Annotated in this window: 33 protein-coding genes; 30 read left to right on the forward strand and 3 right to left on the reverse strand. The window is 65.9% G+C overall.

Annotated elements, in window-relative coordinates; translation table 11 throughout:
- Positions 1-86: 86 nt before the first annotated feature.
- Positions 87-1,280: an elongation factor Tu gene (gene tuf / locus ACWD02_RS41110; RefSeq protein ID WP_160506655.1), complete on the forward strand. Its 1,194-nt coding sequence runs from the start codon at positions 87-89 to the stop codon at positions 1,278-1,280.
- 149 nt (positions 1,281-1,429) lie between these two features.
- A complete protein-coding gene (locus ACWD02_RS41115; protein WP_451221557.1) occupies positions 1,430-1,936 on the forward strand; it encodes a hypothetical protein in 507 nt (168 codons plus the stop codon).
- A 12-nt stretch (positions 1,937-1,948) separates the two neighbouring features.
- Here the strand turns inward: ACWD02_RS41115 and ACWD02_RS41120 are convergent, their stop codons facing one another.
- The 3 genes from ACWD02_RS41120 to ACWD02_RS41130 all read right to left on the reverse strand — a co-directional run bounded on the left by ACWD02_RS41120 (position 1,949) and on the right by ACWD02_RS41130 (position 3,556).
- A complete protein-coding gene (locus ACWD02_RS41120) occupies positions 1,949-2,206 on the reverse strand; it encodes a hypothetical protein (protein ID WP_451221514.1) in 258 nt (85 codons plus the stop codon).
- Positions 2,203-2,550 (reverse strand): hypothetical protein, encoded by a 348-nt coding sequence (locus ACWD02_RS41125; RefSeq protein ID WP_451221516.1) that lies wholly within the window; start codon positions 2,548-2,550, stop codon positions 2,203-2,205. The genes ACWD02_RS41120 and ACWD02_RS41125 overlap by 4 nt, the downstream gene beginning before the upstream one ends.
- Before the next feature lie 88 nt (positions 2,551-2,638).
- Positions 2,639-3,556 carry a helix-turn-helix domain-containing protein gene (locus tag ACWD02_RS41130; RefSeq protein ID WP_451221519.1) on the reverse strand — a complete coding sequence of 306 codons (918 nt, stop codon included), beginning with the start codon at positions 3,554-3,556 and terminating at the stop codon, positions 2,639-2,641.
- Between the two features lie 940 nt (positions 3,557-4,496).
- On the opposite strand from ACWD02_RS41130, the gene rpsJ reads away from it, so the two are divergent.
- The 28 genes from rpsJ (at position 4,497) to rpsK (ending at position 19,158) form a co-directional block, all read left to right on the forward strand.
- The gene (gene rpsJ, locus ACWD02_RS41135; RefSeq protein ID WP_003948644.1) at positions 4,497-4,805 is read left to right on the forward strand and encodes a 30S ribosomal protein S10; all 309 of its coding nucleotides are present in this window, start codon (positions 4,497-4,499) and stop codon (positions 4,803-4,805) included.
- Positions 4,806-4,818: 13 nt separating this feature from the next.
- Entirely contained in the window at positions 4,819-5,463 is a 645-nt protein-coding gene (gene rplC, locus ACWD02_RS41140) for a 50S ribosomal protein L3 (RefSeq protein WP_363212685.1), read from the forward strand.
- Positions 5,464-5,470: 7 nt separating this feature from the next.
- Positions 5,471-6,124: a 50S ribosomal protein L4 gene (gene rplD, locus ACWD02_RS41145; RefSeq protein ID WP_363212684.1), complete on the forward strand. Its 654-nt coding sequence runs from the start codon at positions 5,471-5,473 to the stop codon at positions 6,122-6,124.
- On the forward strand, positions 6,124-6,540 hold the full coding sequence (gene rplW, locus ACWD02_RS41150; protein ID WP_190084419.1) for a 50S ribosomal protein L23: 417 nt from the start codon (positions 6,124-6,126) through the stop codon (positions 6,538-6,540). The genes rplD and rplW overlap by 1 nt, the downstream gene beginning before the upstream one ends.
- Positions 6,541-6,579: 39 nt before the next feature.
- Positions 6,580-7,416: a 50S ribosomal protein L2 gene (gene rplB / locus ACWD02_RS41155; RefSeq protein ID WP_451221524.1), complete on the forward strand. Its 837-nt coding sequence runs from the start codon at positions 6,580-6,582 to the stop codon at positions 7,414-7,416.
- A 12-nt stretch (positions 7,417-7,428) separates the two neighbouring features.
- Positions 7,429-7,710: a 30S ribosomal protein S19 gene (gene rpsS / locus ACWD02_RS41160; RefSeq protein WP_160506662.1), complete on the forward strand. Its 282-nt coding sequence runs from the start codon at positions 7,429-7,431 to the stop codon at positions 7,708-7,710.
- 41 nt (positions 7,711-7,751) lie between these two features.
- A complete protein-coding gene (rplV, locus tag ACWD02_RS41165) occupies positions 7,752-8,099 on the forward strand; it encodes a 50S ribosomal protein L22 (RefSeq protein WP_016645177.1) in 348 nt (115 codons plus the stop codon).
- Positions 8,099-8,941, forward strand: a complete 843-nt coding sequence (gene rpsC / locus ACWD02_RS41170; RefSeq protein WP_160506663.1) for a 30S ribosomal protein S3 — start codon at positions 8,099-8,101, stop codon at positions 8,939-8,941. The genes rplV and rpsC overlap by 1 nt, the downstream gene beginning before the upstream one ends.
- A gap of 5 nt (positions 8,942-8,946) precedes the next feature.
- Positions 8,947-9,366 (forward strand): 50S ribosomal protein L16, encoded by a 420-nt coding sequence (gene rplP / locus ACWD02_RS41175; RefSeq protein ID WP_135332557.1) that lies wholly within the window; start codon positions 8,947-8,949, stop codon positions 9,364-9,366.
- Positions 9,366-9,590 (forward strand): 50S ribosomal protein L29, encoded by a 225-nt coding sequence (gene rpmC / locus ACWD02_RS41180; RefSeq protein ID WP_010036720.1) that lies wholly within the window; start codon positions 9,366-9,368, stop codon positions 9,588-9,590. Before rplP ends, rpmC begins: the two co-directional genes overlap by 1 nt.
- The gene (gene rpsQ / locus ACWD02_RS41185) at positions 9,590-9,874 is read left to right on the forward strand and encodes a 30S ribosomal protein S17 (protein WP_360768521.1); all 285 of its coding nucleotides are present in this window, start codon (positions 9,590-9,592) and stop codon (positions 9,872-9,874) included. Before rpmC ends, rpsQ begins: the two co-directional genes overlap by 1 nt.
- A 107-nt stretch (positions 9,875-9,981) precedes the next feature.
- On the forward strand, positions 9,982-10,350 hold the full coding sequence (rplN, locus tag ACWD02_RS41190) for a 50S ribosomal protein L14 (RefSeq protein WP_073768975.1): 369 nt from the start codon (positions 9,982-9,984) through the stop codon (positions 10,348-10,350).
- A 2-nt stretch (positions 10,351-10,352) separates the two neighbouring features.
- Positions 10,353-10,676 (forward strand): 50S ribosomal protein L24, encoded by a 324-nt coding sequence (gene rplX, locus ACWD02_RS41195; RefSeq protein WP_160506664.1) that lies wholly within the window; start codon positions 10,353-10,355, stop codon positions 10,674-10,676.
- Entirely contained in the window at positions 10,676-11,233 is a 558-nt protein-coding gene (gene rplE, locus ACWD02_RS41200; protein ID WP_344522014.1) for a 50S ribosomal protein L5, read from the forward strand. The genes rplX and rplE overlap by 1 nt, the downstream gene beginning before the upstream one ends.
- 5 nt (positions 11,234-11,238) lie before the next feature.
- Complete coding sequence (locus ACWD02_RS41205) at positions 11,239-11,424, forward strand: type Z 30S ribosomal protein S14 (protein WP_003948630.1); 186 nt, start codon at positions 11,239-11,241, stop codon at positions 11,422-11,424.
- A 224-nt stretch (positions 11,425-11,648) separates the two neighbouring features.
- Positions 11,649-12,047, forward strand: coding sequence for a 30S ribosomal protein S8 (rpsH, locus tag ACWD02_RS41210; protein ID WP_030359017.1), 399 nt, complete (start codon positions 11,649-11,651; stop codon positions 12,045-12,047).
- 21 nt (positions 12,048-12,068) lie between these two features.
- Positions 12,069-12,608 carry a 50S ribosomal protein L6 gene (gene rplF, locus ACWD02_RS41215; RefSeq protein ID WP_363212682.1) on the forward strand — a complete coding sequence of 180 codons (540 nt, stop codon included), beginning with the start codon at positions 12,069-12,071 and terminating at the stop codon, positions 12,606-12,608.
- A 3-nt stretch (positions 12,609-12,611) separates the two neighbouring features.
- A complete protein-coding gene (gene rplR / locus ACWD02_RS41220) occupies positions 12,612-12,995 on the forward strand; it encodes a 50S ribosomal protein L18 (protein WP_363212681.1) in 384 nt (127 codons plus the stop codon).
- Positions 12,996-13,041: 46 nt separating this feature from the next.
- Positions 13,042-13,644, forward strand: a complete 603-nt coding sequence (gene rpsE / locus ACWD02_RS41225; protein ID WP_160506669.1) for a 30S ribosomal protein S5 — start codon at positions 13,042-13,044, stop codon at positions 13,642-13,644.
- The gene (gene rpmD, locus ACWD02_RS41230; RefSeq protein ID WP_056552385.1) at positions 13,644-13,826 is read left to right on the forward strand and encodes a 50S ribosomal protein L30; all 183 of its coding nucleotides are present in this window, start codon (positions 13,644-13,646) and stop codon (positions 13,824-13,826) included. The genes rpsE and rpmD overlap by 1 nt, the downstream gene beginning before the upstream one ends.
- 1 nt (position 13,827) lies before the next feature.
- The gene (gene rplO, locus ACWD02_RS41235; RefSeq protein WP_098244248.1) at positions 13,828-14,283 is read left to right on the forward strand and encodes a 50S ribosomal protein L15; all 456 of its coding nucleotides are present in this window, start codon (positions 13,828-13,830) and stop codon (positions 14,281-14,283) included.
- A 224-nt stretch (positions 14,284-14,507) separates the two neighbouring features.
- A complete protein-coding gene (gene secY, locus ACWD02_RS41240; protein ID WP_365823541.1) occupies positions 14,508-15,821 on the forward strand; it encodes a preprotein translocase subunit SecY in 1,314 nt (437 codons plus the stop codon).
- Complete coding sequence (locus ACWD02_RS41245; RefSeq protein WP_451221535.1) at positions 15,821-16,474, forward strand: adenylate kinase; 654 nt, start codon at positions 15,821-15,823, stop codon at positions 16,472-16,474. The genes secY and ACWD02_RS41245 overlap by 1 nt, the downstream gene beginning before the upstream one ends.
- 122 nt (positions 16,475-16,596) lie before the next feature.
- The gene (gene map, locus ACWD02_RS41250) at positions 16,597-17,433 is read left to right on the forward strand and encodes a type I methionyl aminopeptidase (RefSeq protein WP_451221538.1); all 837 of its coding nucleotides are present in this window, start codon (positions 16,597-16,599) and stop codon (positions 17,431-17,433) included.
- Positions 17,434-17,719: 286 nt separating this feature from the next.
- Positions 17,720-17,941: a translation initiation factor IF-1 gene (infA, locus tag ACWD02_RS41255; RefSeq protein WP_003948620.1), complete on the forward strand. Its 222-nt coding sequence runs from the start codon at positions 17,720-17,722 to the stop codon at positions 17,939-17,941.
- Positions 17,942-17,999: 58 nt separating this feature from the next.
- Positions 18,000-18,113, forward strand: a complete 114-nt coding sequence (gene rpmJ / locus ACWD02_RS41260) for a 50S ribosomal protein L36 (RefSeq protein ID WP_003948619.1) — start codon at positions 18,000-18,002, stop codon at positions 18,111-18,113.
- 194 nt (positions 18,114-18,307) lie between these two features.
- Positions 18,308-18,688, forward strand: a complete 381-nt coding sequence (gene rpsM / locus ACWD02_RS41265) for a 30S ribosomal protein S13 (RefSeq protein ID WP_116511038.1) — start codon at positions 18,308-18,310, stop codon at positions 18,686-18,688.
- A gap of 65 nt (positions 18,689-18,753) precedes the next feature.
- On the forward strand, positions 18,754-19,158 hold the full coding sequence (gene rpsK, locus ACWD02_RS41270; protein ID WP_003948617.1) for a 30S ribosomal protein S11: 405 nt from the start codon (positions 18,754-18,756) through the stop codon (positions 19,156-19,158).
- Positions 19,159-19,363: the final 205 nt, after the last annotated feature.

Consider the following 19,363-nt stretch of genomic DNA (forward strand, 5'->3'; position numbering starts at 1 on the left):
GGAATGCCTCGGACCCCGGCATCCCAGCAAAGATCACCTGGCGCCGATGAAGCAAGGCGTACAGAACCACTCCGCAGGAGGATTCAGTGGCGAAGGCAAAGTTCGAGCGGACTAAGCCGCACGTCAACATCGGCACCATCGGTCACATTGACCACGGTAAGACGACCCTTACGGCCGCCATTACCAAGGTGCTGCACGACGCGTACCCCGAGCTGAACGAGGCCTCGGCCTTCGACCAGATCGACAAGGCTCCCGAGGAGCGCCAGCGCGGTATCACGATCTCGATCGCGCACGTCGAGTACCAGACGGAGACGCGTCACTACGCGCACGTCGACTGCCCGGGTCACGCGGACTACATCAAGAACATGATCACGGGTGCCGCGCAGATGGACGGCGCGATCCTCGTGGTTGCCGCCACCGACGGCCCGATGCCGCAGACCAAGGAGCACGTGCTCCTGGCCCGCCAGGTCGGCGTTCCGTACATCGTCGTCGCCCTGAACAAGGCCGACATGGTGGACGACGAGGAGATCCTGGAGCTCGTCGAGCTCGAGGTTCGTGAGCTCCTCTCCGAGTACGAGTTCCCGGGCGACGACCTCCCGGTCGTCAAGGTCTCGGCGCTCAAGGCGCTCGAGGGCGACAAGGAGTGGGGTGAGTCCGTCCTCAACCTGATGAAGGCTGTCGACGAGTCCATCCCGGAGCCCGAGCGTGACGTCGACAAGCCGTTCCTGATGCCGATCGAGGACGTCTTCACGATCACCGGTCGTGGCACCGTCGTCACCGGTCGTATCGAGCGCGGCATCCTCAAGGTCAACGAGACCGTCGACATCATCGGCATCAAGACCGAGAAGACCACCACCACGGTCACCGGCATCGAGATGTTCCGCAAGCTGCTCGACGAGGGCCAGGCCGGTGAGAACGTCGGTCTGCTCCTCCGTGGCATCAAGCGCGAGGACGTCGAGCGCGGCCAGGTCATCATCAAGCCCGGTTCGGTCACGCCGCACACCGAGTTCGAGGCCCAGGCCTACATCCTGTCGAAGGACGAGGGTGGCCGTCACACCCCCTTCTTCAACAACTACCGCCCGCAGTTCTACTTCCGCACCACGGACGTGACCGGCGTCGTGACCCTCCCCGAGGGCACCGAGATGGTCATGCCGGGCGACAACACTGAGATGACCGTTGAGCTCATCCAGCCCGTCGCGATGGAAGAGGGCCTGAAGTTCGCCATCCGTGAGGGTGGCCGGACCGTCGGCGCCGGCCAGGTCACCAAGATCAACAAGTAAGCTTCTCGCTTGCGCGTTGATCGGGGAGACCCGGTTGCTCTGAACTGAGAGCACAGCAGTACACGCAGTAACGGGAGGGCCCGTACGACCTTGGTCGTACGGGCCCTTTCGTGCTGGCAGCCGTAACCGTGGCGCGAGGGGGACCAGTGATGATCAAACGTGGTGCGTGCTCTGCCGCGGCCCTGGCTGTCGGTCTCTCCCTCGCCGCCTGTGCCGTCCCTGACACGGGCGATCGTCCGGTGACCGAAGGACGTGACTGGCACTGGGACAAGGAGGCAGGAGCGGACGAAGCTTCAGCCTTCATGGAGGTGGCGGTGCCCAAGGGGGCGGCCGAGGTTAAAGGCGCAGTTCAGGTCAACCCTCAGGGGGACGTCTACCTCCTGTCCTTTGTCACCGGCGAGAAGGACGCCGAGGGCATCGCGGAAACCCTGCACTCCGAAGAGCCCCTCCGGGCAGGTAAAGCGGAAGCCGTGCCGAAGGCCGAGCTCTTCGGGCATCTGGGTCTTGCCGAGCCGCAGACCCTGAAGGGAACGCGCTGGGCGGGCGTTTGCCCGCCCTGCGTCAACGACGGCCGCCGTAAGAAGGTTCAGTGGGTCGAGATCCACGTGCAGGCTCTCGAGTCCGGTCGGGCGCGGGTCTATCTGCAGGCGTTCTGAGGCCTTCAGGACTCAGAAGCCCAGGTACGTCAGCTGGACGACGTAGACGCGTTCGCTGCGTACGACGATCTGGTACCGGAACATCCCGCCGGGAACGGTGATGTCGCCACCCTTCGGGTCGACGCCTTGGCGACCGCGTCCGTGGACGTACAGCGCCTCGGCCGCCCTGACCAGCTCGGCGGCCTTGCGCTCCACTTCGGCGAGAAAAGCTGGTGACGCGGTGCGGGCGGCTTCCTCTGCCCCGAAGGCGTACTCCCAGCTCCAGCTCAAGTCCGTACTGCCTTCATGGCCTCGTCCAGGACGGCGCTCAGCTCGCGCAATGCCTCTTGGGCGACGGCGGCGTCCTCATGCTCCAGATCCCGCGTGGCGCGGGCGTGCCGGGCGGACAGGTCGGGGCGGCGGGCGATCTCGATGTCCCGGGCCCAGGCAAGTACCCAGCTCTGCACGGGGCTGAGGGACTGCCATTCGACGGCCTTGGCGAAGGCCTCGTCCTTGGTCCGCTGCATCTCCGGCAGGCGCGCGGGGGAGACGACGGCGAGGGCGGCGCGCAGGGCGTCCGGGGTCTGCTCAGGGCGGGGCGCCAGCTCGTGCCCGTGATCGGCCTGCGTGCTCATGGAGTCCTCCCGGGAGTGCACTGGCCAGGTTAGTCGGCCGGGGCTCCCGGGGTGCGGGGACGCGAACATTGCTGAGTGTTTCCCCTGGTCAGTGGGTGTACGGGGAGCTGTTGCAGTCGCCGCAGCGGCCTGGTTCGGGGGCGCGGAAGGCGCGGTCGCAGGCGTCGCAGTTCTGGAGCGGATGCCGGGCGGGCGGTGGACTGTGGAAGGGGGGTGGGGGTGGAAGGAGCGCTGTCAGGCGGTGGGCCAGCAGGGCGGCCGGGCGGCGGGGGCCCTCGGGGGGCAGGTCGTGGGTGAGGGCGTGGCGTACGGCGGTGGGTGCGACGTCGCGTTCCAGCCAGGCGGCGACGCCGGGGGCGAGGCGGGCGGTGTCGCGGGCCGAGAGCAGCAGGCGCGGGTCCTCGTGGCGCAGGTCGGCGAGGAGGTCGGCGGCCTGCTGGAGGAGGGTGGAGGCGGGGAAGGCCGGTTGCGGTACGGCGGGGAGGGGGCGGGGTTGGTTGGGGCGCGTGTGTGGGACCGGAGTCCCGTTGGTCTCGGGCGGCGGGACCTGCGGCGAGGCGGTCGGGTGCGAGCGTCGCTGGGCAGCCGCGTGTGGCTGGTTGCAGGAGGTCGTACGGGTGACGATGCGGCCGGCGGGGGTGCGTTCGCGTTCGCGGCGCAGGTATCCGTGGGCCTCCAGCTCGCGCAGGGCGGCGGCGATACGGGTCGCGCCCTCGGGGAAGCGGGCGGCGAGCGTCTTGATGTCGACGCGGGCCCCGGCGGACAGCGACTGCATGTGGCAGCCCAGGCCGATCGCCAGGAGGGAGAGCTCCTGGTGCTGGGTGAGGTGGTTGCCGATCACCGTGAAGCGGGTGGTGTGGCGGGTGTTGTCGTGCGAGATGCCGCCGTAGAGGCGTCGCCGCGCGTCCGGGCCCCTGCGGGGGCGTCGGGTCGCTCGTGCGTGGGATTGACTGCCGCCAACGGCGGACTGGGCGCGCGGGGGCGCGCTAGGGTTTCGGGTATCCATCGGGAAGCTCTCTTCTTCCTCGGTGGTCAGGCCCTCGCCTCGGGATTGCAGTCCCGGCGGGGGCCGTCGCATGTCTGCTGTTGTTTGGCCTACTGGGGCTGAGACTAAGGCAGTTGGGGGAGCGGAAATCTAGCGGAGCCGGTGATGTTCACTCGGGTGAGTGACCGAGGTCCCGGTCGTTGCCGACGACGTTCGGGCGGGCGCTCCTGCCAGCGGTGGAGTGGGGTTTGGCGGGTTCTCTCTCCCTCTCAGGTCTCTTGGGGAAAGGCGCCAGTGGTACCGGAGCATGAGGGTGCGGGTTCCGGTGGCGTGAGGCTCAGTTTGGGCTGGAGCGAGAGCCCAGCCACCATGAAGTCCGGCGGCTTCCTGAGGCACGGCACTCCGTCAGCCTGGCCTTCGACTTCTGCGACGTCCAGTGACTATGCGAATGCTTACGGTGGCTGTGCGCGCCCTCTTCAGGGCGGTGCCGCCCGTCCGGGTCGACGCCATCGGCCCCGAGGGAGTCACCCCGGGTTTGACCCCCGCCGCCCGCCGGGTACGATCCCAAGCTTCGATTGGCCAGGCCCGTGCCCCGTATGGCAGACTGTCGGGGTTGCTCGGTTGAGTGCCGATGCTGCGCGCCTCCCGCCGGGAGGACCGGAAGCGAGTCCCACAGTACTCGTCGCCCCATCTGCCAAACGGTCGTAAGAAGCCCGCAGGCAGCGCTGGAGCGGACGTACGGGAATCTTCTGGGAAGTGCGGTGCGGAAGCTCAACCAGGCGCCCGGTGGGTTTCTTCCCCCGGACCCGCGGTCATCTGGGCCGCAGCCCCTAGCAGGGAAATCCTTCGGGAAATCTCCGTGAGCGGGACTGCGACACGCCCGACCGCGTGGGTCGGAGGAAGTAGAAAAAAGGGCCTCCCGGGAGCCAGAGCCTTCGAGACAAAGGACTACCAAGTAGCCATGGCGGGACAGAAGATCCGCATCCGGCTCAAGGCCTACGACCACGAGGTCATCGACTCTTCGGCGAAGAAGATCGTCGAGACGGTGACTCGCACTGGTGCGTCGGTCGCAGGCCCGGTGCCGCTGCCCACTGAGAAGAACGTGTACTGCGTCATCAAGTCGCCGCACAAGTACAAGGACTCGCGCGAGCACTTCGAGATGCGCACGCACAAGCGCCTGATCGACATCCTCGACCCGACGCCCAAGACCGTTGACTCGTTGATGCGCCTGGACCTTCCGGCCGGCGTCGACATCGAGATCAAGCTCTGAGAGGCGCGGACAGATGACTAAGCAGATCAAGGGCGTCCTGGGCGAGAAGCTCGGCATGACCCAGGTCTGGGACGAGAACAACCGTGTCGTCCCGGTCACCGTCGTCAAGGCCGGGCCCTGCGTCGTTACCCAGGTCCGTACGAATGACTCCGACGGCTACGAGTCGGTCCAGATCGCCTTCGGCGAGATCGACCCTCGCAAGGTGAACAAGCCCCTCAAGGGTCACTTCGCCAAGGCCGACGTGACCCCCCGCCGCCACCTGGTGGAGATCCGCACCCCCGGTGCCAGCGAGTACACGCTGGGCCAGGAGGTTACTGCCGAGGTGTTCGAGTCCGGCGTCAAGGTTGACGTCACGGGCAAGAGCAAGGGCAAGGGCTTCGCCGGTGTCATGAAGCGTCACAACTTCAAGGGACTCGGCGCCGGTCACGGCACCCAGCGCAAGCACCGCTCGCCGGGCTCGATCGGTGGCTGCGCCACCCCGGGTCGCGTGTTCAAGGGCCTCCGCATGGCGGGCCGTATGGGCAACGAGCGGGTCACCACCCAGAACCTGACCGTTCACGCCGTTGACGCGGAGAAGGGCCTGCTCCTCATCAAGGGCGCAGTTCCCGGTCCGAACGGCGGCCTCGTCCTGGTCCGTACCGCGGCCAAGGGGGCTTGAGGAACCGATGAGCACCATTGACATCCTTTCGCCGGCAGGCGACAAGGCCGGGACCGTCGAGCTCCCCTCGGAGATCTTCGACGTCGAGAAGATCAGCATTCCGCTGATCCACCAGGTCGTTGTCGCTCAGCTGGCCGCTGCCCGTCAGGGCACGCACAAGACCAAGCGCCGCGGTGAAGTCCGCGGTGGTGGCAAGAAGCCGTACCGCCAGAAGGGCACCGGCCGCGCCCGCCAGGGTTCGACCCGTGCGCCGCAGTTCGCCGGCGGTGGCGTCGTCCACGGCCCGCAGCCGCGTGACTACTCGCAGCGGACCCCGAAGAAGATGAAGGCCGCGGCCCTGCGCCACGCCCTCACCGACCGGGCCCGCAACGCTCGTATCCACGTTGTCACCAACGTGGTCGAGGGCGACATCTCCACGAAGGCCGCGAAGACGCTGCTCGGCAAGGTCAGCGAGCGCAAGAACGTGCTCCTGGTCATCGACCGCGCGGACGAGACTTCGCTGCTCTCCGCCCGCAACCTGCCCCAGGTGCACATCCTGGAGCCGGGCCAGCTGAACACGTACGACGTGCTCGTCTCGGACGACGTGGTCTTCACCAAGGCTGCTTTCGAGTCCTTCGTGTCTGGCCCCCAGGCCGCTGAGACCGAAGGGAGCGAAGCCTGATGGCTACGCGTCACCCGAGCATCGCCCCCAAGGCGGCCAAGGCCGCCAAGGCCGCGCGCCTCGCCAAGGCGAAGCGCCACGCCACCGAGGGCAAGAACACCGTTGAGACGCCGCTGAGCAAGAGCTTCACGGACCCCCGTGACGTCCTCGTCAAGCCGGTCGTCTCCGAGAAGAGCTACGCGCTTCTCGACGAGGGCAAGTACACCTTCGTCGTCGCGCCCGGCGCCAACAAGACCCAGATCAAGCAGGCCGTCGAGGCGGTCTTCTCGGTCAAGGTCACTGGGGTCAACACGATCAACCGCCAGGGCAAGCGCAAGCGCACCCGCACGGGGTTCGGTAAGCGCGCTGACACCAAGCGCGCGATCGTGACCCTTGCTGAGGGCGACCGTATCGACATCTTCGGCCAGGCCTCCTAACGGAGCGCCCTGGTCCGAATATCGGACGAGGACTGAGAAATGGGAATCCGCAAGTACAAGCCGACTACGCCGGGCCGTCGTGGCTCCAGCGTCGCCGACTTCGTCGAGGTAACGCGGTCCACGCCGGAGAAGTCGCTGGTCCGCCCGCTGCACAGCAAGGGCGGCCGTAACAACGCCGGTCGTGTGACCGTTCGCCACCAGGGTGGCGGACACAAGCGCGCCTACCGAGTGATCGACTTCCGTCGTCACGACAAGGACGGCGTGCCGGCGAAGGTCGCGCACATCGAGTACGACCCGAACCGCACCGCGCGCATCGCGCTCCTGCACTACGCGGACGGCGAGAAGCGCTACATCCTGGCCCCCCGCAACCTGTCGCAGGGTGACCGGGTCGAGAACGGACCGGGCGCGGACATCAAGCCGGGCAACAACCTGGCCCTCCGCAACATCCCGGTCGGTACGACCATCCACGCCATCGAGCTGCGGCCCGGCGGCGGCGCGAAGTTCGCCCGCTCCGCGGGTGCCTCCGTGCAGCTGCTGGCGAAGGAGGGCTCCATGGCCCACCTTCGTATGCCGTCCGGTGAGATCCGCCTGGTCGACGCCCGCTGCCGCGCCACGATTGGCGAGGTCGGCAACGCCGAGCAGTCGAACATCAACTGGGGCAAGGCCGGCCGTAAGCGCTGGCTGGGCGTTCGCCCGACCGTTCGCGGTGTGGCGATGAACCCGGTCGACCACCCGCACGGTGGTGGTGAGGGCAAGACCTCCGGTGGTCGCCACCCGGTCTCGCCCTGGGGTCAGAAGGAGGGTCGTACTCGTTCGCCGAAGAAGGCGAGCAACAAGTACATCGTCCGCCGCCGCAAGACGAACAAGAAGCGCTAGGAGCGGGTTTAGATGCCGCGCAGTCTCAAGAAGGGGCCCTTCGTCGACGGACACCTCATCAAGAAGGTGGATGTCCAGAACGAAGCTGGTTCCAAGAACGTCATCAAGACCTGGTCCCGTCGCTCGATGATCGTCCCGGCCATGCTGGGCCACACGATCGCGGTGCACAACGGCAAGACCCACATCCCGGTGTTCGTCACCGAGGCGATGGTCGGCCACAAGCTCGGCGAGTTCTCGCCGACTCGCACCTTCCGCGGCCACGTCAAGGACGACCGGAAGTCGAAGCGCCGCTAGCGCGGGGTGGAACGACTATGACTTACACCGAAGGGACAACCATGGAAGCCAGGGCCCAGGCGCGGTACATCCGCGTCACGCCCATGAAGGCCCGCCGAGTGGTGGACCTCATCCGTGGCATGGATGCCACGGAGGCTCAGGCGGTCCTGCGTTTCGCCCCGCAGGCCGCGAGCGTGCCGGTTGGCAAGGTGCTTGACAGCGCCATCGCCAACGCTGCACACAACTACGACCACAGTGACGCCTCTTCGCTGGTCATCAGCGAGGCGTACGTGGATGAGGGCCCGACCCTGAAGCGGTTCCGTCCGCGTGCCCAGGGCCGTGCCTACCGGATCCGTAAGCGGACCAGCCACATCACCGTGGTCGTCAGCAGCAAGGAAGGAACCCGGTAATGGGCCAGAAGGTAAACCCGCACGGGTTCCGGCTCGGCATTACCACCGACTTCAAGTCGCGTTGGTACGCCGACAAGCTGTACAAGGACTACGTCAAGGAAGACGTCGCCATCCGTCGGATGATGACGTCCGGCATGGAGCGCGCCGGCATCTCGAAGGTTGAGATCGAGCGCACCCGTGACCGCGTGCGGGTGGACATCCACACCGCGCGTCCCGGCATCGTCATCGGCCGCCGTGGCGCCGAGGCCGACCGCATCCGCGGAGACCTCGAGAAGCTCACGGGCAAGCAGGTCCAGCTGAACATCCTCGAGGTCAAGAACCCCGAGGTCGACGCTCAGCTGGTCGCGCAGGCCGTTGCGGAGCAGCTGTCCTCCCGCGTCTCCTTCCGTCGCGCCATGCGCAAGAGCATGCAGTCGACGATGAAGGCCGGCGCCAAGGGCATCAAGATCCAGTGTGGCGGCCGTCTCGGCGGCGCCGAGATGTCCCGCTCGGAGTTCTACCGCGAGGGCCGCGTGCCCCTGCACACCCTCCGTGCGAACGTCGACTACGGCTTCTTCGAGGCCAAGACGACCTTCGGCCGTATCGGCGTGAAGGTCTGGATCTACAAGGGCGACGTCAAGAACATCGCCGAGGTCCGCGCCGAGAACGCCGCGGCCCGTGCGGGTAACCGCCCGGCCCGTGGTGGCGGCAACGACCGCCCGGCCCGTGGTGGCCGTGGTGGCGAGCGTGGCGGCCGCGGCCGCAAGCCGCAGCAGCAGTCCGCGCCGGCTGCCGAGGCCCCCAAGGCCGACGCTCCCGCCGCAGCTGCCGCTCCGGCTGAGAGCACCGGAACGGAGGCCTGACCGACATGCTGATCCCTCGTAGGGTCAAGCACCGCAAGCAGCACCACCCCAAGCGCAGCGGTATGTCAAAGGGTGGTACGCAGGTTGCGTTCGGCGAGTACGGCATTCAGGCCCTCACTCCGGCGTACGTGACCAACCGCCAGATCGAGGCGGCTCGTATCGCGATGACCCGCCACATCAAGCGTGGCGGCAAGGTCTGGATCAACATCTACCCGGACCGCCCGCTGACGAAGAAGCCCGCCGAGACCCGCATGGGTTCCGGTAAGGGTTCCCCCGAGTGGTGGGTCGCGAACGTCAAGCCCGGACGGGTGATGTTCGAGCTGTCCTACCCGAATGAGAAGACTGCGCGTGAGGCGCTTACCCGCGCTGCTCACAAGCTTCCGATGAAGTGCCGGATTGTTCGGCGCGAGGCAGGTGAGTCGTGATGTCGGCCGGTACCAAGGCGTCCGAGCTGCGCGAACTGGGCAACGAGGAGCTTCTCAACAAGCTCCGCGAGGCCAAGGAAGAGCTGTTCAACCTCCGCTTCCAGGCGGCGACCGGTCAGCTCGAGAACCACGGTCGGCTCAAGGCCGTCCGTAAGGACATCGCGCGGATCTACACCCTGATGCGTGAGCGCGAGCTGGGCATCGAGACGGTGGAGAGCGCCTGATGAGCGAGAGCAACGTGACTGAGACCAACACTGACCGCGGTTTCCGCAAGACCCGTGAGGGTCTGGTCGTCAGCGACAAGATGGACAAGACCGTCGTCGTCGCCGTCGAGGACCGCGTGAAGCACGCGCTGTACGGCAAGGTCATCCGCCGTACGAACAAGCTCAAGGCGCACGACGAGCAGAACGCTGCCGGCGTCGGCGACCGCGTCCTCCTGATGGAGACGCGTCCGCTGTCGGCGACCAAGCGCTGGCGCATCGTCGAGATCCTCGAGAAGGCCAAGTAATTTCCGAGGGGATTTCCCCTCGGATCAGTTCCGCCAGGCTCGGTGGGGGCCGGCTCCCGTAAGGGATTCGCCCCCGCCGGGAACCGGCAGACAAACAGGAGATAGACGTGATCCAGCAGGAGTCGCGACTTCGGATCGCCGACAACACGGGTGCGAAGGAAATTCTCACCATCCGTGTTCTCGGTGGCTCGGGTCGCCGCTACGCGGGTATCGGTGACGTCATCGTCGCCACCGTCAAGGACGCGATCCCCGGTGGCAACGTGAAGAAGGGTGACGTCGTCAAGGCTGTCATCGTTCGCACCGTCAAGGAGCGCCGCCGTCCCGACGGCTCGTACATCCGCTTCGACGAGAACGCCGCCGTCATTCTGAAGAACGACGGCGACCCTCGCGGCACCCGTATCTTCGGCCCGGTGGGCCGTGAGCTGCGCGAGAAGAAGTTCATGAAGATCATCTCGCTCGCGCCGGAGGTGCTGTAAGCATGAAGATCAAGAAGGGCGACCTGGTTCAGGTCATCACCGGTAAGGACAAGGGCAAGCAGGGCAAGGTCATTGCCGCTTACCCGCGCGACGAGCGCGTCCTGGTCGAGGGTGTCAACCGGGTCAAGAAGCACACGAAGGCCGGCCCGACCGCCAGCGGTTCGCAGGCCGGCGGCATCGTGACCACCGAAGCCCCTGTCCACGTCTCCAACGTCCAGCTGGTCGTGGAGAAGGACGGCAACAAGGTCGTCACGCGTGTCGGTTTCCGCTTCGACGATGACGGCAACAAGATCCGCGTTGCCAAGCGGACGGGTGAGGACATCTGATGACGACCACCACCAGCCCGCGTCTGAAGACGAAGTACCGCGAGGAGATCGCGGGCAAGCTGCAGGAAGAGTTCTCGTACGAGAACGTCATGCAGACGCCCGGCCTCGTCAAGATCGTGGTCAACATGGGTGTCGGCGACGCCGCCCGTGACTCGAAGCTCATGGACGGTGCCGTCCGTGACCTGACCACCATCACGGGTCAGAAGCCGGCCATCACGAAGGCCCGGAAGTCCATCGCGCAGTTCAAGCTGCGCGAGGGTCAGCCGATCGGCTGCCACGTCACGCTCCGTGGCGACCGCATGTGGGAGTTCCTGGACCGCACCCTGTCGCTCGCGCTTCCGCGCATCCGCGACTTCCGTGGTCTGTCCCCCAAGCAGTTCGACGGCCGTGGCAACTACACCTTCGGTCTCACGGAGCAGGTCATGTTCCACGAGATCGACCAGGACAAGATCGACCGCGTCCGGGGTATGGACATCACCGTGGTCACCACGGCGACCAACGACGCCGAAGGCCGTGCCCTTCTCCGTCACCTCGGCTTCCCCTTCAAGGAGGCGTAAGCGAGATGGCGAAGAAGGCTCTTATTGCCAAGGCTGCTCGTAAGCCCAAGTTCGGTGTGCGCGGCTACACCCGCTGCCAGCGCTGTGGCCGTCCGCACTCCGTGTACCGCAAGTTCGGCCTGTGCCGCGTCTGCCTTCGTGAGATGGCTCACCGTGGCGAGCTGCCGGGCGTGACCAAGAGCTCCTGGTAATTCCCCTCTGTCCTTAGGGACTTGGGAATTACCGGAGGCTCTCGGTAAGTATCTGGTCGGTAGGTGGCCCACCTCTCCATGGCTTAGGCTAGGAGGGTTGGGCGCCTGCCGCCCTGACCGACTTACTACGCCGTAGGTCCCCGCGCCGCACCCGTCCCGCCTCTGAGTGGGGAGAGGGATGGCGCAGATAGGAAACCCCGGCGAGAGAGGCCGAAGGCCAATTCATGACCATGACTGATCCGATCGCGGACATGCTGACTCGTCTGCGTAACGCGAACTCGGCGTACCACGACTCCGTGGCGATGCCGCACAGCAAGATCAAGTCTCACATCGCGGAGATCCTCCAGCAGGAGGGCTTCATCACGGGCTGGAAGGTCGAGGACGCCGAGGTCGGCAAGAACCTCGTTCTCGAGCTGAAGTTCGGCCCGAACCGTGAGCGCTCCATTGCGGGCATCAAGCGGATCTCCAAGCCCGGTCTCCGGGTTTACGCGAAGTCCACCAACCTGCCGAAGGTGCTCGGCGGCCTGGGCGTGGCGATCATCTCCACGTCGCACGGTCTGCTCACCGGCCAGCAGGCAGGCAAGAAGGGCGTAGGTGGGGAAGTCCTCGCCTACGTCTGGTAGTCGGGAACGGAGGAATAGCTAATGTCGCGTATTGGCAAGCTCCCCATCACGGTTCCCGCCGGCGTGGACGTCACCATCGACGGCCGGACGGTCTCGGTTAAGGGTCCCAAGGGCTCCCTTTCCCACACCGTCGTCGCGCCGATCGACATCGCTAAGGGTGAGGACGGCGTCCTGAACGTCACCCGCCCGAACGACGAGCGTCAGAACAAGGCCCTGCACGGCCTGTCCCGCACGCTGGTGGCGAACATGATCACCGGCGTGACCGCGGGTTACGTGAAGAAGCTCGAGATCAGCGGTGTCGGTTACCGCGTCCTCGCGAAGGGCTCCAACCTGGAGTTCTCGCTGGGTTACAGCCACCCGATCCTGGTCGAGGCCCCTGAGGGCATCACCTTCAAGGTGGAGTCCGCGACCAAGCTTTCGGTCGAGGGCATCGACAAGCAGAAGGTCGGCGAGGTTGCGGCCAACATCCGCAAGCTGCGCAAGCCCGACCCGTACAAGGCCAAGGGCGTCAAGTACGAGGGCGAAGTCATCCGGCGCAAGGTCGGAAAGGCAGGTAAGTAAGCCATGGCATACGGTGTGAAGATCGCCAAGGGCGACGCTTACAAGCGTGCCGCCAAGGCCCGCCGCCACATCCGCATCCGCAAGCACGTGTCGGGTACGGCGGAGCGTCCGCGCCTCGTCGTGACTCGCTCGAACCGCAACATCGTTGCTCAGGTCATCGACGACCTCAAGGGTCACACCCTTGCGTCGGCGTCGACCCTGGACGCGACGATCCGCGGTGGCGAGGCCGACAAGTCCGCGCAGGCCAAGCAGGTCGGCGCGCTCGTCGCCGAGCGTGCCAAGGCTGCGGGTGTCGAGGCCGTCGTGTTCGACCGCGGTGGCAACAAGTACGCCGGGCGCATTGCCGCTCTGGCGGACGCCGCCCGCGAAGCCGGGCTGAAGTTCTAAGCCCCGGTTCCGGAGCTAGCGGACGTAACAGAGAGAGGTAATTCCAATGGCTGGACCCCAGCGCCGCGGAAGCGGTGCCGGTGGCGGCGAGCGGCGGGACCGGAAGGGTCGCGACGGTGGCGCTGCCGCCGAAAAGACCGCATACGTTGAGCGCGTTGTCGCGATCAACCGTGTCGCCAAGGTTGTCAAGGGTGGTCGCCGCTTCAGCTTCACCGCGCTGGTCGTGGTGGGCGACGGTGACGGCACCGTAGGTGTCGGATACGGCAAGGCCAAGGAAGTTCCCGCGGCCATCGCCAAGGGCGTTGAAGAGGCCAAGAAGAACTTCTTCAAGGTTCCGCGTATCCAGGGCACCATCCCGCACCCGATCACGGGCGAGAAGGCCGCAGGCGTCGTCCTGCTCAAGCCTGCTTCCCCCGGTACCGGTGTTATCGCCGGTGGCCCGGTGCGTGCTGTGCTCGAGTGCGCCGGCGTTCACGACATCCTGTCGAAGTCGCTCGGCTCGTCGAACGCGATCAACATCGTGCACGCGACCGTGGCGGCCCTCAAGGGCCTGCAGCGTCCCGAGGAGATCGCGGCTCGCCGTGGTCTGCCCCTCGAGGACGTGGCCCCCGCGGCTCTGCTGCGTGCACGTGCCGGGGCGGGTGCGTAATGGCTCGCCTCAAGGTCACGCAGACGAAGTCGTACATCGGCAGCAAGCAGAACCACCGCGACACGCTGCGTTCGCTTGGCCTCAAGAGGGTCAACGACGTGGTCGTCAAGGAAGACCGCCCCGAGTTCCGCGGAATGGTGCACACCGTCCGCCACCTCGTGACGGTTGAGGAGGTCGACTGACATGGCGGAGCAGAACCCGCTGAAGGTCCACAACCTCCGGCCCGCCCCGGGCGCCAAGACCGCCAAGACCCGTGTGGGTCGTGGTGAGGCGTCCAAGGGTAAGACCGCTGGTCGTGGTACCAAGGGCACCAAGGCCCGTTACCAGGTTCCGGAGCGCTTCGAGGGTGGCCAGATGCCCCTCCACATGCGTCTCCCGAAGCTCAAGGGCTTCAAGAACCCGTTCAAGACCGAGTTCCAGGTCGTGAACCTCGACAAGCTGAGCGCGCTGTTCCCCGAGGGTGGCGAGGTCACCGTCGAGGCCCTCGTGGCCAAGGGTGCGGTTCGCAAGAACAGCCTCGTCAAGGTCCTCGGCCAGGGTGAGGTCACCGTGGCGCTGCAGGTGACGGTTGACGCCGTCTCCGGCTCCGCCAAGGAGAAGATCACCGCCGCCGGCGGTACCGTCACCGAGCTCGTCTGAATTCTTCAGGCCACTCGATGACTTGAGCGATTCCCAGCCGGGGATGCCCCACAAAAGGGGCATCCCCGGTTGGTCGTTCCTAGGGGGGCACGGTCGCCGGTAAGGTGGCGTGCACTGTCTAAGCTCCGTGCGGTCTGCCCGTGCGGTTTTTGTGACTGATACGTATTCGTCATTCCTCAGACCACTACCTCTGACGCACGCGCGCGGGGGTCGCAGGAGGCACCGTGCTCACCGCGTTCGCCCGGGCGTTCAAGACGCCCGACCTGCGCAAGAAGCTGCTCTTCACTCTCGGCATCATCGTGATCTACCGGCTCGGAACGCACATTCCGATCCCGGGCGTGAGCTATAAAAACGTCCAGGTATGTATGGACCAGGCCAACTCCAACCAGGGGTTGTTCGGTCTGGTCAACATGATGAGTGGCGGGGCGCTGCTGCAGATCACGATCTTCGCGCTCGGCATCATGCCGTACATCACGGCGAGCATCATCCTGCAGTTGCTGACCGTGGTGATCCCGCGGCTCGAGGCCCTGAAGAAGGAGGGCCAGGCCGGCACGGCGAAGATCACGCAGTACACGCGTTATCTCACCGTCGCGCTCGCGATCCTCCAGGGCACCGGCCTCGTGGCGACCGCACGCACGGGCTCGCTGTTCTCCGGCTGCCCCGTCGCCACCGAGATCGTGCCGGACCAGTCGATCTTCGTGACCGTCACCATGGTCATCACGATGACCGCGGGCACGGCCTGCGTCATGTGGCTCGGTGAGCTCATCACCGACCGCGGCATCGGCAACGGCATGTCGATCCTGATGTTCATCTCGATCGCCGCGACCTTCCCGAGCGCCCTGTGGGCCATCAAGAAGCAGGGCTCCCTGGCGGGCGGCTGGATCGAGTTCGGCACCGTCATCGCGGTGGGTCTCGTCATGGTCGGTCTGGTCGTCTTCGTGGAGCAGGCTCAGCGCCGCATTCCGGTTCAGTACGCGAAGCGCATGATCGGTCGCCGGTCCTACGGCGGCACGTCGACGTACATTCCGCTGAAGGTCAATCAGGCGGGCATCATCCCTGTGATCTTCGCCTCTTCGCTGCTCTACATCCCCGCTCTTGTCGCCCAGTTCGCGGGTGGCAACTCCGGGTGGAAGCAGTGGATCGAGGCGAACCTGACCAAGGGCGACCACCCGATTTACATCGCGACGTACTTCTTGTTGATCGTGTTCTTCGCCTTCTTCTACGTGGCTATCTCGTTCAACCCCGAGGAAGTCGCGGACAACATGAAGAAGTATGGTGGCTTCATCCCGGGCATCCGGGCTGGCCGTCCGACCGCTGAGTACCTGAGTTACGTACTCAACCGGATCACGTGGCCGGGCTCGCTGTATCTGGGTCTGATCGCTCTTGTGCCGACGATGGCGTTGGTGGGCTTCGGCGCGAACCAGAACTTCCCGTTCGGCGGGACAAGCATCCTGATCATCGTGGGTGTGGGTCTGGAGACCGTGAAGCAGATCGAGAGCCAGCTCCAGCAGCGCAATTACGAAGGGTTCCTCCGCTGATGCGAATCGTCCTCGTCGGGCCGCCCGGGGCGGGCAAGGGAACGCAGGCCGCGTTCCTCGCCAAGAACCTGTCGATCCCGCACATCTCCACGGGCGACCTCTTCCGCGCCAACATCAGCCAGGGCACGGAGCTGGGCAAGCAGGCGAAGGCGTTCATGGACGCCGGCAACCTCGTTCCCGACGAGGTCACCATCGGGATGGCGCACGACCGCATGACGCAGTCGGACGCCGCGAACGGTTTCCTGCTCGACGGTTTCCCGCGGAACGTGTCGCAGGCCGAGGCCCTGGACGAGTCGCTCAAGGCGGACGGCCAGAAGCTCGACGCGGTGCTCGACCTCGAGGTCCCCGAGGACGAGGTGGTCAAGCGCATCGCCGGCCGCCGCATCTGCCGGAACGACTCGAGCCACGTTTTCCACGTGACGTACAGCAAGCCGAAGACCGAGGGCGTCTGTGACGTCTGCGGCGGCGAGCTCTACCAGCGCGGTGACGACCAGGAAGAGACCGTGCGCAAGCGTCTCGACGTGTACCACCGCGAGACCGAGCCGATCATCGACCACTACAAGGCCCAGGGCCTGGTGGTCACGATCTCCGCGCTCGGCAAGGTGGACGAGGTCACCAAGCGTGCGATGGACGCCCTCAAGGGCGACAAGTAGCAAGTAGCCAGTACGCTGTCTCGGCCGCGGTGCCCCTCGGGGGGACCGCGGCCGTAGTGTTGTGTACGTAGCGGTTGTGTACGTAGCCGGTTGTTGGACGGATGACGGAGAGCGGAAGCCCCATGGTGCAGATCAAGACCCCCGAGCAGATCGCGAAGATGCGTGAGGCGGGCCTTGTGGTCGCTGCCATCCACGCCGCGACACGTGAGGCGGCGGTGCCGGGTGCCACCACGAAGGACCTGGACGACGTCGCCCGCAAGGTGATCGCCGAGCACGGCGCGAAGTCCAACTTCCTCGGGTACGGCGGCTTTCCGGCGACGATCTGTACCTCGGTCAACGAGGTCGTCGTGCATGGCATCCCGGACGACAAGACCGTCCTGAAGGACGGCGACATCATCTCCATCGACGCGGGCGCGATCATCGAGGGCTGGCACGGTGACGCCGCCTACACCGCGTTCGTGGGCACCGGTCACTCCCCGGAGCTGATCGAGCTCTCCCGGGTGACCGAGGAGTCGATGTGGGCGGGCCTGGCCGCCATGAAGCAGGGCAACCGGCTCGTCGACATCTCCCGCGCGGTCGAGACGTACATCCGCCGCCAGCCGAAGCCCGGCGGCGGCAAGTACGGCATCGTCGAGGACTACGGCGGCCACGGCATCGGCACCGAGATGCACATGGACCCACACGTCCTGAACTACGTCGAGCGCCGCCGCGGCAAGGGCCCCAAGCTGGTCCCCGGCCTCTGCCTGGCCATCGAGCCCATGGTCTCCCTCGGCACCCCCCGCACCGAGGTCCTCGAGGACGACTGGACGGTCATCACGACGGATGGCACCTGGTCCTCGCACTGGGAGCACTCGATCGCGCTGACGGAGGAGGGGCCGTTCGTGCTGACGTCGCCGGACGGCGGCAGGGCGAAGCTGGCGGAGTACGGGGTCACGGTCGCGCCGGACCCGCTGGGCTGAGCCGAGGCCGTCGGACGGAGTCCGGCGCAGCCGCTCGAAGCTTGTGAGGCGCTCTGGCGCCGACGGTGGCGAGGCGAGGCCGGCTGAGGACGGGGCTGCGGTCGCGGCGGATCTGCTGGGTTGAGGGCTGTTGTGTTGCTGCTTAAGGATCTTGCTCGTGGGGCAGACTTCCTCGATTCGTGTTTCCGGGGTGCCTGACGTAGACTGACTCGTCGGCTCTCGTGCATCCGTGTGCCTGCATGCGGCGTACGAAGTCGATCAAGGTAGTCGATTCGAAGGGCAAAGCGTGGCCAAGAAGCAAGGTGCCATCGAGATCGAGGGCACTGTCGTTGAGTCTCTTCCGAACGCAATGTTCAAGGTTGAGCTCCAGAACGGCCACCAGGTCCTGGCACACATCAGCGGCAAGATGCGTATGCACTACATCCGCATCCTCCCTGACGACCGGGTCGTGGTGGAGCTGTCTCCGTACGACCTGACGCGTGGCCGGATCGTCTACCGGTACAAGTAGATCTTGCCCGCACCCCATTCACGTGGGGTGATGGCACTGACCCGGAGAACCTCACCCAATGAAGGTCAAGCCGAGCGTCAAGAAGATCTGCGACAAGTGCAGGGTGATCCGCCGTCACGGCCGGGTCATGATCATCTGCGACAACCCGCGCCACAAGCAGCGCCAGGGCTGACGCACGACTGCAGTTCGCAGATTTTCGCGCGACGCACGTAAAGCACATGTGCAGGACCCGTTCCTCTTCAGTGATGGAGGGCGACACCCCCGGTCGGAGGCCGGGGACCCAGGATGTACCACCTCTCCCGAGGGAGCGGTCGGCACCTGGGAACGGTTCTGCTGAAGACCTCCGAAAATCAACAGGAGCCTTGAATGGCACGCCTTGAAGGTGTTGACCTCCCGCGCGATAAGCGTGTTGAGGTTGCCCTCACGTACGTGTTCGGCATTGGCCGCACGCTGTCCCAGCAGACGCTGGACGCCACCGGTGTGGACCGCAACACCCGTGTTCGTGATCTGTCCGAAGAGGACCTGATCAAGATCCGCGAGTACGTGGACGCCAACATCCAGACGGAGGGTGACCTCCGCCGCGAGATCCAGGCCGACATCCGCCGCAAGGTCGAGATCGGTTGCTACCAGGGTCTTCGTCACCGTCGTGGCCTGCCCGTCCGCGGTCAGCGCACCAGCACGAACGCTCGTACCCGCAAGGGCCCGCGTCGCGCCATCGCCGGTAAGAAGAAGCCGGGCAAGAAGTAGTCCTCGCTCAGCGGTCTATCGACAGCTGTCGCTGCAGGACCGACCACCTCCCGTAGGAGTAATAGATGCCCCCCAAGGGTCGTCAGGGCGCTGCCAAGAAGGTGCGCCGCAAGGAAAAGAAGAACGTCGCTCATGGGCACGCCCACATCAAGAGCACGTTCAACAACACCATCGTCTCGATCACGGACCCCACGGGCAACGTGATCAGCTGGGCCTCCGCCGGCCACGTCGGCTTCAAGGGCTCGCGCAAGTCGACTCCGTTCGCCGCGCAGATGGCCGCCGAGTCGGCCGCGCGTCGCGCCCAGGAGCACGGCATGCGCAAGGTTGACGTCTTCGTCAAGGGTCCGGGTTCCGGTCGCGAGACCGCCATCCGTTCGCTGCAGGCGACCGGCCTCGAGGTCGGTTCGATCCAGGACGTCACGCCGACGCCGCACAACGGCTGCCGTCCCCCCAAGCGTCGCCGCGTCTGACGCACGTCGCTTGACCCAGGGATTCTCGGGCGGTGCGGCTCCTCGGAGCCGTACCGCCCGTACCCTTGTAACAACATCAGGGCATCAAATAGTGGGTGCCCCTGAGCTGAAGGAAATACTTCATGCTGATCGCTCAGCGTCCCTCGTTGACCGAAGAGGTCGTCGACGAATTCCGCTCCCGGTTCGTGATCGAGCCGCTGGAGCC

Source organism: Streptomyces sp. NPDC002853, from assembly GCF_053591915.1.